Source organism: Streptomyces sp. NPDC045956, assembly GCF_056430705.1.
On sequence record NZ_JBWKKZ010000003.1, the window covers coordinates 550,984 to 564,438 of the forward strand.

The window sequence follows — 13,455 nt, forward strand, 5'->3', positions numbered from 1 at the left end:
GTTTTTGTGGGGGGGGGTTTTAAGAAATCCCCCTTGCAAAACGTTTTTAGGGACCATAGTTTTACTTGGCCGTTTTTAAACCCCACGCCGTACGTCCCCCCGCCGACTCACCTCATGAGCCGCCCCCCGACAACCCCGCGGCCCGCGCCCACCGGTACTTGGCGCCCAGCACCGCCACCGGCTTCTCGGTGGTGTACGGATACGCCACGACCCCGCGGTCGAAGAGGTACTGGCACGCCTCCTCCACCTCCACGTCGCCGGCGAGGGAGGCCACCACGGGCTTCTCGACGCCGCGCGCGCGGAACTCGGCCACCACGCGCGCGGTGAGTTCGGCGAACACCATGGGCGGCGTGACGATGGTGTGCCAGTAGCCGAGGACCAGCGCGTGGATGCGCGGGTCCTCCAGACCGAGCCGCAGCGTCGCCTCGTACGTCGACGGCGGCTCGCCCCCGGTGATGTCCACCGGGTTGCCCGCCGCCCCGAACGGCGGGATGAACGCACGGAACGCGGCGTCCAGGTCCGGCGGGATCTCCATCAGCGTCAGCCCGTTGTCCGTCACCGCGTCCGAGAGCAGCACCCCGCTGCCACCGGCACCGGTGATGATCACCACGTTGTCCCCGGCCGGAGCGGGGAGCACCGGCAACGCGCGCGCGTACTCCAGCATCTCGTTCAGGCCGGGTGCCCGGATGACCCCGGCCTGCCGCAGGATGTCGTCGTACACGGCGTCGTCCCCGGCGAGCGCCCCGGTGTGCGAGCCGGCGGCCCGCGCACCCGCCGCCGTGCGCCCCGCCTTGAGCACCACGACCGGCTTTTTCGGCACCGTCGCCCGCGCGGCCTCGACGAAGGCGCGGCCGTCCTTCAGGTCCTCCAGGTGCATCGCGATGCACTCGGTGTGCGGGTCCTCGCCGAACCAGGTGAGCAGGTCGTCCTCGTCCAGGTCCGCCTTGTTGCCGAGGCCGACGATCGCCGACACGCCCGTCTTCGTCGTCCGCGCGAAGCCCAGGATCGCCATCCCGATGCCACCCGACTGCGAGGTCAGCGCCACCCCGCCCTTCACGTCGTACGGTGTGCAGAACGTGGCGCACAGGTCCTGCCACGTCGAGTAGTAGCCGTAGATGTTCGGGCCGAGCAGCCGCACACCGTGGCGCTCGGCGACCGCCACGATCTCGTCCTGCAACGCGTGCTCACCGGTCTCCGCGAACCCGGAGGGGATCAGCACCGCGTTGGGGATCTTCTTGCGCCCCACCTCCTCCAGAGCCGCGGCCACGAACCGCGCCGGGATCGCGAAGACCGCCACATCCACCTCACCGGGAACGTCGGTGACACTCTTGTACGCCTTGCGGCCCAAGATGTCATCGGCCTTCGGGTTCACCGGGTGGATCTCGCCCGCGAAACCGCCGTCGACGAGGTTGCGCATCACCGAGTTGCCGATCTTGCCCGGTTCACCGGACGCGCCGATCACGGCGACCGACGTCGGCTGCATGAGGCGGCGCATCGAGGTGAGGATCTCCTCGCGCGAGTACCGGCGGCGCTCCTTCGGCGCCTCCGTCGCGAGGATCACCCGGATGTCGGCGGCCACCGCGCCCCCGGACGTGGCGATCACCGGATTGAGGTCCACCTCGGCGATCTCCGGGAAGTCGCCGACGAGTTCGGAGACCCGGCGGATCTGCTCGGCCACCGCCCGCCGGTCCACCCCGGCCCGCCCGCGCACCCCGCGCAGCACCTCCGCCGCCCGGATGGAGTCCAGCATGGACAGCGCCTCGTCGGCGTCGACGGGCGCCAGCCGGAACGTGACGTCCTTGAGCACCTCGACGAGCACCCCGCCGAGCCCGAAGGCCACCACCTTCCCGAACGTCGGGTCGGTCACCGCGCCGACGATGACCTCCTGCCCCTCGGGCAGCAGCTCCTGGATCTGCACCCCCTCGATGCGGGCCCCCGCGTCGTACGCGCGGGCACCGTCGACGATCCGGCGGAACGCCGCCCGCACGTCCGCCGCGCCCTGAACGCCGACGACCACACCGCCCGCGTCGGTCTTGTGCAGGATGTCCGGCGAGACGATCTTCATCACGACCGGCCCGTCGAACCGCGCCGCGCACGCCACCGCCTCGTCGACGTCCCGCGCCAGCTCCTCGCCCGGTACGGCGATCCCGTAGGCGTCGGCGAGCACCTTGCCCTCGGGCGCGGTGAGCGCGGTGCGGCCCGCGGCCCGCACGGAGTCCAGGAGCCGGCGCACCCGCGCCACCCGGTCCTCGGTCCCCATGTCAGATCACCCCGTTCGACTTGAGCAGCCGCAGTTCCTCGTCGCCGAGGCCCAGTTCACCGACGTAGACCTCCTCGTTGTGCTCGCCGAGCAGCGGAGAGGTGCGCACCTCCACGGGGGAGTCGGAGAGCTTGAGCGGGCTGCCGACGGTCACGAACTCGCCGCGCTCGGGGTGGGGGACGGTCACGACCATCTCGTTGGCGACCAGGGAGGGGTCCTCGATGATCTCCTTGGTGGACAGGATCGGCCCGCACGGGATGCTGTGCGCGTTGAGCCGCTCCAGCACCTCCCACTTGGGGAGGGTGGACGACCACTCCTCGATGAGCTGGAACATCTTGTTCAGCTTCGGCAGCCGGGCCCGGGGCGTCGCCCACTCGGGGTCCTCGGCCAGCTCGGGCCGGCCGATCAGCTCGCTCAGCGGCTGCCAGCCGACCGGCTGGACGATGACGTACACGTAGTCGTTCGGACCGCCCGGCGCGCACTTGACCGCCCAGCCCGGCTGGCCGCCGCCGGAGGCGTTCCCGGAGCGGGGGACCTCGTCGCCGAAGTCCTCGTTGGGATACTCGGCCAACGGGCCGTGGGCCAGGCGCTGCTGGTCGCGCAGCTTGACCCGGCAGAGGTTGAGCACCGCGTGCTGCATGGCCACGTTCACCCGCTGACCGCGTCCGGTGCGCTCCCGCTGGTAGAGCGCGGCGAGGATGCCCGCCACGACGTGCACACCCGTGCCCGAGTCCCCGATCTGCGCCCCCGTCGCCAGGGGCGGCCCGTCCTCGAAACCGGTCGTCGCCATCGATCCGCCCATCGCCTGCGCGACCACCTCGTACGCCTTGAAGCCGGTGTACGGGCCCTCGCCGAACCCCTTGACGGAGGCGTACACGATCCGCGGGTTGATCTCCCTGATGCGCTCCCAGGTGAAGCCCATCCGGTCCACCGCGCCCGGCCCGAAGTTCTCGACCATGACGTCCGAGCGGCGGATCAGCTCGGTGAGGATCTCCTTGCCGCGCGCGGACTTGGTGTTGAGGGTAATGCTCCGCTTGTTGCAGTTGAGCATCGTGAAGTAGAGGGAGTCGACGTCCGGGAGGTCGCGCAGCTGCCCCCGGGTGATGTCACCGGTGGGCGCCTCCAGCTTCACGACGTCCGCGCCGAGCCAGGCGAGCAACTGGGTCGCGGAGGGACCGGACTGCACGTGCGTCATGTCCAGGACGCGGACGCCTTCAAGGGCCTTCGCCGGCGTGTCCGTCATGGTGCCACCTCACTTGTACATCGTCTGGTTCATGGTTCCGGGGGCGTACGCGTCCGGGTCCACCCAGACGTTGACCAGGGACGGCTTGCCGGACTCGCGGGCCCGGCGCAGGGCCGGCCCGATGTCGGCGGGGTCGCGGACCTCCTCGCCGTGGCCGCCGAGCATCCGCGCGAACGCGTCGTACGGGACGTCCCCGAGGGTGTTGCCGACCCGCTCGCGCTCCTTGCCGTACTTGGCGGCCTGGCCGTAGCGGATCTGGTTCATCGAGGAGTTGTTGCCGACGATGCCCACGAAGGGCAGGTCGTAGCGGACGAGGGTCTCGAAGTCCCAGCCGGTGAGGGAGAAGGCGCCGTCGCCGAAGAGCGCGACGACCTCCTTGTCGGGCCGCGCCTGCTTGGCCGCGAGCACGAAGGGGACGCCGACGCCGAGCGTGCCGAGCGGCCCCGGGTCCATCCAGTGGCCCGGTGACCTGGGCTGCACGACCTGACCGGAGAAGGTGACGATGTCGCCGCCGTCGCCGATGTAGACCGAGTCCTCGGTGAGGAAGTCGTTGATCTCGCTGACCAGCCGGTACGGGTGGATGGGGGAGGCGTCCGACCTGAGCTGCGGCAGCCGCTTGTCCAGCGCCGTGCGTTCGGCGGCGCGCAGTTCGTCGAGCCACTCCTTGCGCCGCGCCGCGCCCCCGTCGATCCGCCCGGAGGCGGCCTCGGTCACCGACTTCAGGACGAGGCCGGCGTCGCCGACGATCCCGAGGTCGATGTCGCGGTTCTTGCCGACGGTGCGGTAGTCGAGGTCGATCTGCACGACCGTCGCGTCCGGGGAGAGCCGCTTGCCGTAGCCCATGCGGAAGTCGAAGGGCGTGCCCACGATGACGATGACGTCGGCGTTCGAGAAGGCGTAGCGCCGGGACAGCTGGAAGTGGTGCGGGTCGCCGGGCGGCAGCGTGCCGCGTCCGGCGCCGTTCATGTACGCCGGGACGTTCAGGGTGCGGACCAGTTCGACGGCCGCCTCGGTCGCGCGGGTCGTCCACACCTGGCTGCCGAGCAGGACGGCCGGCTTCTCCGCGTGCACCAGCAGGTCGGCGAGCCTCTCGACGGCCTCCGGGTCACCCGGCGAGCGCGTCGAGGCACGGTAGGCCCCCGCCTTCGGCACGCGGGCCCTGTCCACCGCCACCTCGGCGTCGAGCACGTCGCGCGGGATCTCCAGGAAGGAGGGGCCCGGCGCCCCGTGGTAGCACTCGCGGAACGCCATCGACACCATGTCGGCGACGCGGGCCGTGTCCGGCACGGTCGCCGCGAACTTGGTGATCGGCGTCATCATGTCGACGTGCGGCAGGTCCTGGAGGGACCCCATCTTGTGCTGGGTGTGCGCGCCCTGACCGCCGATCAGCAGCATCGGGGACTCGGCGCGGAAGGCGTTGGCGACGCCCGTGACGGCGTCGGTCGTACCCGGTCCGGCGGTGACCACCGCACAGCCGGGTCTGCCGGTGATGCGGGCGTAGCCGTCGGCGGCGTGCGCGGCGACCTGCTCGTGGCGTACGTCGACGACCTCGATGCCCTCGTCGACGCAGCCGTCGTAGATGTCGATGATGTGGCCGCCGCACAGCGTGTAGATGCGGTCGACCCCCTCGGCCTTGAGTGCCTTGGCGACGAGGTGACCGCCGGAGATGACGTCCTGGGTGCCGTCGGGCATGGCGAAGTCCTGTCCCTTCACGAGGGGTTGGGGCGCTCTCGCGTACATTGCATACAGTCGACGAATACTGTATGAAGCTTGTTATCCCGCATCCGGTGGGTGGTGTCCAGGGGGCGTGCGGCACTTTCAGTCAGGAGCCGAGATGGACCTGTACGAACACCAGGCAAGGGAACTCTTCGCAGCACACGGCATCGTGGTCCCGAGGGCCGAGGTCACGGACTCGCCGGACCGGGCACGTCAGATCGCCCGCGGGCTCGGCGGACGTGCCGTCGTCAAGGCGCAGGTGAAGACCGGCGGACGGGGCAAGGCGGGCGGTGTGCGGCTCGCCGCCGACCCCGTCGCGGCCGAACGGGCGGCCCGCGAGATCCTCGGCATGGACATCAGGGGCCACACGGTCGCCACCGTGATGCTCGCCGAACCGGTCGACGTCGACCGCGAGTTCTACGTGTCCTACGTCCTGGACCGCTCGGCCGGCCGCTTCCTCGCCATCGCCTGCGCGGAAGGCGGCACGGAGATAGAGGACGTGGCGGCCGAGCGCCCCGAAGCGGTGGTCCGCGTCCCCGTGGACCCGGACGAGGGCGTGACCCCGGCCGTCGCGGCACGCGTCGCGGCGGCGGCGGGCCTGCCGGCGCAGAGCGTCGACGCGCTCGTACGGCTGTGGGAGGTGCTGGTCCGCGAGGACGCCCTCCTCGTCGAGGTCAACCCGCTCGTGCGGACCACCCGGGGCCGCATCGTGGCCCTCGACGGCAAGGTCACCCTCGACGACAACGCCCGCTTCCGTCACCCCCGCCCGGACGGCGAGCAGGCGGCGTCCGCCGACCCGCTGGAGGCGAGGGCCGCCGCCAAGGGCCTCCACTACGTCCGGCTCGACGGCGAGGTCGGGGTCATCGGCAACGGCGCCGGGCTGGTGATGTCGACGCTCGACGCGGTCGCCGGCTGCGGTGCCCGGCCCGCCGACTTCCTCGACATCGGCGGCGGCGCCTCTGCCCGGGTCATGGCCGACGCCCTGTCGGTCGTCCTCTCCGACCCCGCCGTCAAATCCGTCCTCGTCAACGTCTTCGGCGGCATCACCGCCTGCGACGAGGTCGCCGACGGCATCGTCCGGGCGCTGGAGGAGGTCCGGCTCACCACACCGCTCGTCGTCCGCCTGGACGGCAACAACGCGGCGCGCGGCCGGGCCGTGCTGGCCGCCCGCGCCCACCCCCTGGTCGAACAGGCCACCACCATGGACGGCGCCGCCCGCCGTGCCGCCCGACTCGCCACCGCGGCGACCACCGCCGGATAAGGAGACAGGTCGACATGGCGATCTTCCTCACCAAGGAGAGCAAGGTCCTCGTCCAGGGCATGACCGGCGCCGAGGGCATGAAGCACGCCCGCCGCATGCTCGCCGCCGGCACCGACGTGGTGGGCGGCGTCAACCCGCGCAAGGCGGGCCGCACCGTCGACTTCGCGGAGCGCGCGGTGCCGGTCTTCGGGTCGGTCCGCGAGGGCGTCGAGCGCACCGGCGCCGACGTCACCGTGGTCTTCGTGCCGCCCGCCTTCGCCAAGGCCGCGGTCCTCGAGGCCGCCGACGCCCGCATCGGCCTGGCCGTCGTCATCACCGAGGGCGTCCCCGTCCACGACACCGTCGCCCTCACCGCGTACGCCGGGGCCCGGGGCACCCGGATCATCGGCCCCAACTGCCCCGGCCTGATCACCCCCGGCCAGTCCCACGCGGGCATCATCCCGCCCGACATCGCCCGGCCCGGCCCGGTCGGCCTGGTCTCCAAGTCGGGCACCCTCACCTACCAGCTCATGCACGAACTCCGCGACACCGGCTTCTCGACCTGCGTCGGCATCGGCGGCGACCCGGTCGTCGGCACCAGCCACATCGACTGCCTGGCCGCCTTCCAGGACGACCCCGACACCGAGCTGATCGTCCTCATCGGCGAGATCGGCGGCGACGCGGAGGAACGCGCGGCGGCCTACATCCGCGACCACGTCACCAAACCGGTCGTCGGCTACGTCGCCGGCTTCACGGCGCCCGAGGGGCGGACCATGGGCCATGCCGGTGCCATCGTCTCCGGCTCCTCGGGCACGGCCCGGGCCAAGAAGGAGGCGCTGGAGGCGGCCGGCGTACGGGTCGGGAGCACACCGACCGAGACGGCACGGCATGTCGTCGCCGTACTCGGCGGCGAGATCCGGGACGGGGTTTCCGCATGACGGCCGGGACCGGGGGCGCCGCCCTCACCCTCAAGCACGGCACCTCCTGGACCGACGCCTGGCGCCGCTGCCTCGCCGTCGCCCCCGAGGCGTTCCGGGACGACCGGGTCCTCAACCTCTGGGACGGTGCCTGGCGGGCGGACGGCCGGGTCCTGCCCGCCGTCAGTCCCGTGGACGGCACCCCGGTCTCCGGCCCGCCCCGGCTGGACGGGGCGACGGCCCACCGGGCGGTACGCGCCTGCCTCGACCAGCACCGCGCCTGGCGCCACGTCCCCCTGCCCGAACGCCGCGCCCGCGTCGCGGCCGCCCTCGACGCCCTCGCCGAGCACCGCGAGCTCCTCGCACTGCTGCTGGTCTGGGAGATCGGCAAACCCTGGCGGCTCGCGCAGGCCGACGTCGACCGGGCCGTCGACGGGGTGCGCTGGTACGTCGACGGCATCGAGGCGATGACCGAGGGCCGGGCACCGCTGGAGGGGCCGGTGTCCAACATCGCGAGCTGGAACTACCCGATGAGCGTGCTGGTCCACGCCCTGCTGGTGCAGGCCCTGGCGGGCAACGCGGTCATCGCCAAGACCCCCACCGACGGCGGTGTCGCCTGCCTGACCCTGGCCTGCGCCCTCGCCGCGCGCGAGGGCGTCCCCGTCACCCTCGTCAGCGGCAGCGGGGGCGAGCTGTCGCCGGCCCTGGTGCGGGCGCCCGAGATCGGCTGCGTCTCCTTCGTCGGCGGCCGCGACACCGGTGCCGCCGTGGCCACGGCCGTCGCCGACCTGGGGAAGCGGCACATCCTCGAACAGGAGGGACTCAACACCTGGGGCGTCTGGGAGTTCACCGACTGGGCCGCGCTCACGGCGGTGATCCCGAAGCTCTTCGACTACGGCAAGCAGCGCTGCACCGCCTACCCGCGCTTCGTCGTCCAGCGCCGGCAGTTCGACGCGTTCCTCGCGGCGTACCTCCCGGCGGTCCGCACCCTGCGCGTCGGCCACCCGCTCGCCGTCGAGGCACCGCACGACCCCTGCCCGCGGCTCGACTTCGGGCCGGTGATCAACGCGTCCAAGGCGAAGGAGCTGCACGACCAGGTCGCCGAGGCCGTCGACCGGGGCGCCGTCCCCCTGTACCGCGGCAGTGCCGCCGACGCCCGCTTCCTGCCCGGCCAGGACACCTCTGCCTACGTCCAGCCGGTCACCCTCCTGAATCCGCCCCGGTCCTCACCGCTGCACCACGCGGAGCCCTTCGGCCCGGTCGACACCGTCGTCCTGGTCGACACCGAGGCGGAGCTGCTCGCCGCGATGAACGCCTCGAACGGCGCGCTGGTCGCCACGCTCGCCACCGACGACCGGGCGACGTACGACAGGCTCGCGCCGCAGATCCGCGCGTTCAAGGTCGGCCACGGTGTCCCGCGCTCCCGCGGGGACCGCGACGAGCTGTTCGGCGGACACGGCGCGTCCTGGCGCGGGGCCTTCGTAGGCGGCGAGCTGCTGGTACGCGCCGTCACCCGGGGACCGGCGGGGGAGCGGCTGCCGGGGAACTTCCCGGACCACCACCTCATGCCGTAGGGCCGAGGGCACCGGGCGGGGCGGGAGGCCGTCAGCCGATGCCCTGGCGGTCCGGCTCCAGGGCGAAGGCCCGGTCCGCCGCGCTCGGCGCGGTCCGTTCGACGGCCTGCCGCAACAGCTCGCGGTGGCGCCGCAGAGGCTCGCGCCGCTCCGGCGGCGCGAGCCTCAGCAGGTCGTCGAGCCCGGCCAGCATCCGCCGCGTGACCTGCGGGGCCTCCACGGCGCAGCCCCTGACCTCCGCGAACCCGAGATCCACCAGCTCGGTCCAGCCCGGCACGGGCTGCACCAGCCGGACGGCGCCGTGCCGGTCCCGGTGCTCGACGGGGTCCAGCGGCCGCCGGGACAGGTCGGCCAGGATCTGCACCACCCGGTCCAGCGCCTGCACGGCGGTCGTCGGATCGTTCACCGCCGGGGACAGCGCGCGCAGCCCGATGTCGGACAGCTGGCGCAACCCGAACGCCAGATCCTGGTGGAAGGTCCGCTCGACCCCCACGGCCAGGGCGTACCGCAGGCTCGCGCGCGGCGGAGCCTGTCCGCCGTGCACCGCGAGGACGGGAGTGCCGGGCACCAGGAAGTCACCGATCCGCGGGACCAGCCGCAGGACCACTCCGTGCCTGCGGGCCACCCGCACCAGCCGGGCGGTGTGCACGTCCCGCAGCACACCGGCACGCCCCTCGTGGGCGACCCACCCGGTCACCGGACCGAGGGCGGGCACCCCGCCACCCGTCGGCCCCGGCATCTGCGCCGCCACCCGGAAGGACTCCGCGGCGATCCGGGCGATCACATGGCTGACCCGCATCAGCCGCAGCGTCGCGTTCACGTACATCACGAACAGCAGCAGACTGAGCGCGACCATCGCGAGGGTGAGCACCGACTGCACCAGGGGCACCGACGTGGTGTCACGCGGGTCGGGGGTGCTGTCGTAACTGGTCAGGACGAGCAGGGTCAGCACGAACGTGGCGAGGAAGACGGCGAAGGTCGCCTTCGTGATCCGGCTGCGGACGAAGAGCCGCACCACCCGCGGGGTGAACTGCCCGCTCGCCATCTGCACGGCGACCAGCGAGATGCTGAACACCACACCGATGAACGTCATCATCGCCGAGCCGACCGCGGACACCACCGTCCTCGCGTCGTCCGCGAACCGCAGCAGCTCGGCGAGGGTCTCGTAGTCCCCCTCGTCCTGCAACGCCCGCACGAGCGCGGCGTCCAGCTCTTGTGCCACCAGCCACACCACGAAGACGCCCACCATGGCCGCCGTGGGCGCGAACCAGAACGTGTCCCGCAGATGCTCCCTGAGCGGCGACAGCGGCCGCGGCCGACGACGCGGAAGCGGACCCTGGGTAACCTTCCAGTCACTCATGGTCCGACCCTAGGCGCCGCGGAGCCGTCGGTCCCGGACCGCCGCTCAGGCGAAGGAAACGCAGGTGAAAGGCGCTGCGAAAGCTTGGTATGGTTGTCCATGTCGCCGCGGGGGAGCACCCCGCACAGCGACAGACACCTGGTCCGGGTGGCGGAATGGCAGACGCGCTAGCTTGAGGTGCTAGTGCCCTTTATCGGGCGTGGGGGTTCAAGTCCCCCCTCGGACACAAGACAGGCAGCAACGTGATGCCGGTCGGGAGAGATCCCGGCCGGCATTGCGCGTTTTCCGCGCTGCTCCGGAACCGCACCCATCCCTTCGCGGTCTCCCGCACGGAGACGACGAGGCGCCCCGGGAGCGGTACGCGAGCCCCGGTAAATGCGATGCGCCGGCGCTTCCGGCTTCCCTACACTCACCACGACATCGAGACCGAACGAGGGGAGCCGGGCCGTGCGCATCCGCACCGCTGCCGTCGTTCCCCCGGCCCGGTACGAGGTGATCCTCGTGTCTCCGGCCGTCCGGTGTCCGCTGCGCGGCCGGCACCGGAAACCCGCGACGACGCACTGACGTACGCCCGCTCGGCCACGCCGGTACCGATACCGGTACCGCAGCACCGCCGGTACCTCCGGCACCTCCGGCACCAGGAGTGCCGCCGGCCGCCGCCGCGAGCGTCCGCCGTCCCGGGAGATCGCGCCGCCCCCTGCACAGACCAGCGAAGGGCCACGGGCCGTGCGCACCCATGTCAGCACCCTCACCACCGTCCGCAATCTGGGCATCCTCGCCCACGTCGACGCCGGCAAGACCACCGTCACCGAGCGGATCCTCTACACCACCGGCACCACTCACAAGCGCGGCGAGGTCCACGACGGCACGACCGTCACCGACTTCGACCCGCAGGAACGCGACCGCGGGATCACCATCTTCGCCGCGGCGGTCAGCTGCTCCTGGGACGGCCACCGGATCAACCTGATCGACACTCCGGGGCACGTCGACTTCGCCGACGAGGTCGAACGCTCGCTCCGCGTGCTGGACGGCGCGGTCGCCGTGTTCGACGCCGTCGCCGGGGTGGAACCGCAGAGCGAGTCCGTGTGGCGCCAGGCGGACCGGCACGGGGTCCCGCGGATCGCGTTCGTCAACAAGATGGACCGGGCGGGCGCCGACCTCGACGCGGCCGTCGCCTCGATCCGTGAGCGACTGCACCCGGTGCCGCTGGTCGTGCAGTTGCCGATCGGCGCGGAGGACGGTTTCACCGGCGTCGTCGACCTGCTGCGCATGCGCGCCCTGGTGTGGGCCGACGGCTCCGACACGGCCGAGGAGGGGCCGGTCCCGCACGCCCTGCGTGAGGAAGCGGCGCGCAGGCGGCGACTGCTGGAGGAGGCGGTGGCGGAACGCCACCCGGCCGCGCTGGAGGAGTTCTGCGACCGCGAGACCCTCGACGCGACCACCCTCACCGCCGCCCTGCGCGACCTGACCCGCGGCGGCGACGGCGTGGTGGTGCTGTGCGGCTCGGCCTACCGCAACCGCGGCGTCGAGCCGCTGCTGGACGCGGTGGTGGCCTACCTGCCGTCACCGTCGGACGTACCCCCGGTGCGCGGCACCCATGGTGCCGCGGAGCAGGAACGGCCCGCCGACCCGGCGGCGCCGATGGCGGCACTGGCGTTCAAGGTGAACGCCACCCCGACAGGACGGCTGACCTACCTGCGGGTGTACTCGGGCACGATCGGGAAGGGGGACACCGTGTGGGACGCGAGCGCACGACGCACCGAGCGGATCGGCCGCATCCTGCGGGTGTGCGCCGACCGCCACGACCCGCTGGAACGGGCGGTCGCCGGGGACATCGTCGCCGTGGTCGGGCTGAAGTCCGCCCGCGCCGGCTCGACCCTGTGCGCACCGGACGACCCCCTGGTCCTGGAACCCCCGGGTGTCGCCGAGCCCGTCGTGCACGTGGCGGTCCAGGCGCGTCGCTCCGCGGACACGGACCGACTGGCCACCGCGCTCGCCCGGCTGACCGAGGAAGACCCCTCGCTCGCCGTCCGGTCCGACCCGCAGACCGGTCAGACCGTGCTGTCGGGCATGGGGGAACTGCACCTGGAGGTCGCGGTGGAGCGCGTACGGCGCGAGCACGGTCTCGAGGTCGCCGTCGGCCGCCCAGGCGTGGCGTACCGCGAGACGGTCGGTGAGGGCGTGTCCGGCTTCGTGTACCGGCACGTCAAACAGGACGGCGGCGCGGGGCAGTTCGCGCACGTCGTGCTCGACGTGGAGCCGTGGGAGGAGGACACGGAAGAACGGGGCCTGGTGTTCCGTTCCGCGGTCGTCGGTGGGCGCGTGCCGCAGGAGTTCGTCCGTGCGGTCGAGGCCGGCTGCCGCGACGCGCTGGCCGAGGGCCCTCTCGGCGGTCACCCGGTGACCGGCGTGCGGGTCACGCTCGTCGACGGCCTCACCCACGTCAAGGACTCCTCGGAGACGGCCTTCCGCACCGCCGGCCGCTTCGGGCTCCGCGACGCCCTGCGCGTTTCGGCGATGGTCCTGCTGGAGCCGGTGGTCGAGGTCACGGTCACCGTGCCGGAGGACGCGGTCGGTGGCGTCCTCGGTGACCTGGCCGCCCGACGTGGCCGGGTCAAGGGCTCCGACACGGGGGCCGGCACGGCGGTCGTCACCGCCACCGTGCCGCTGGCCGAACTGTTCGGCTACGCGACCCGGCTGCGCAGCCGCACCCAGGGCCGCGGCACGTTCAGTGCCCGGCCCACCGGCTACGCGCCGGCGCCGCCCCCGGCCGCCGTCCGCTAGCGCACCGGGCCGGCCCCTCCCCGTACGCGGGAGGGGCCGGGCTCGCACCGGGCTCGCACCGGGCTCGCACCGGGCTCGCACCGGGCTCGCACCGGGCTCGCACCGGGCTCGCACCGGGCTCGCACCGGGCTCGCACCGGGCCCGCACCGGGCTCGCACCCGGCTCACACCGGGCCCGCACCGGGCCCGCACCGGGCTCGCACCCGGCTCACACCGGGCCCGCACCGGGCCCGCACCCAGCTCGCACCGGGCCCGCACCGGGCCCGCACCCGGCTCGCACCGGCCTTGCACCGTCCTCGGTCAGGGGTACGACACGACCGACCGTCGACGCACGGTCTACGTCCCCGAGGCCGGCGCGCCCA

8 protein-coding genes and 1 tRNA gene are annotated in these 13,455 nt (G+C 72.7%); 5 read left to right on the top strand and 4 right to left on the bottom strand.

The genetic code is table 11. The features are described from left to right. Nucleotides 1-112: 112 nt before the first annotated feature. The 3 genes from AC07FV_RS11440 to AC07FV_RS11450 are packed head-to-tail and all read right to left on the bottom strand — an operon-like array spanning nucleotide 113 to nucleotide 5,195. Complete coding sequence (locus AC07FV_RS11440; protein WP_479086443.1) at nucleotides 113-2,260, bottom strand: acetate--CoA ligase family protein; 2,148 nt, start codon at nucleotides 2,258-2,260, stop codon at nucleotides 113-115. A 1-nt stretch (nucleotide 2,261) separates the two neighbouring features. After that, a complete protein-coding gene (gene frc, locus AC07FV_RS11445; RefSeq protein WP_479086445.1) occupies nucleotides 2,262-3,503 on the bottom strand; it encodes a formyl-CoA transferase in 1,242 nt (413 codons plus the stop codon). 9 nt (nucleotides 3,504-3,512) lie between these two features. Beyond that, complete coding sequence (locus AC07FV_RS11450) at nucleotides 3,513-5,195, bottom strand: thiamine pyrophosphate-binding protein (protein ID WP_479086447.1); 1,683 nt, start codon at nucleotides 5,193-5,195, stop codon at nucleotides 3,513-3,515. Nucleotides 5,196-5,337: 142 nt separating this feature from the next. Here AC07FV_RS11450 and sucC point away from each other — a divergent pair, with 142 nt between their 5' ends. The 3 genes from sucC to AC07FV_RS11465 are packed head-to-tail and all read left to right on the top strand — an operon-like array spanning nucleotide 5,338 to nucleotide 8,950. Beyond that, a complete protein-coding gene (gene sucC, locus AC07FV_RS11455) occupies nucleotides 5,338-6,480 on the top strand; it encodes an ADP-forming succinate--CoA ligase subunit beta (RefSeq protein WP_479086449.1) in 1,143 nt (380 codons plus the stop codon). 14 nt (nucleotides 6,481-6,494) lie between these two features. Next, nucleotides 6,495-7,397 (top strand): succinate--CoA ligase subunit alpha, encoded by a 903-nt coding sequence (gene sucD, locus AC07FV_RS11460; RefSeq protein WP_479086451.1) that lies wholly within the window; start codon nucleotides 6,495-6,497, stop codon nucleotides 7,395-7,397. Beyond that, nucleotides 7,394-8,950: an aldehyde dehydrogenase family protein gene (locus AC07FV_RS11465; RefSeq protein WP_479086453.1), complete on the top strand. Its 1,557-nt coding sequence runs from the start codon at nucleotides 7,394-7,396 to the stop codon at nucleotides 8,948-8,950. The genes sucD and AC07FV_RS11465 overlap by 4 nt, the downstream gene beginning before the upstream one ends. A 31-nt stretch (nucleotides 8,951-8,981) precedes the next feature. Here AC07FV_RS11465 and AC07FV_RS11470 read toward each other — a convergent pair whose 3' ends face one another. Then, nucleotides 8,982-10,310 (bottom strand): DUF2254 domain-containing protein, encoded by a 1,329-nt coding sequence (locus AC07FV_RS11470; RefSeq protein ID WP_479086454.1) that lies wholly within the window; start codon nucleotides 10,308-10,310, stop codon nucleotides 8,982-8,984. A gap of 141 nt (nucleotides 10,311-10,451) precedes the next feature. Here AC07FV_RS11470 and AC07FV_RS11475 point away from each other — a divergent pair. Then, nucleotides 10,452-10,536 (top strand) — tRNA-Leu (locus tag AC07FV_RS11475). 500 nt (nucleotides 10,537-11,036) lie between these two features. Next, entirely contained in the window at nucleotides 11,037-13,094 is a 2,058-nt protein-coding gene (gene fusA, locus AC07FV_RS11480) for an elongation factor G (protein ID WP_479086455.1), read from the top strand. Nucleotides 13,095-13,455: the final 361 nt, after the last annotated feature.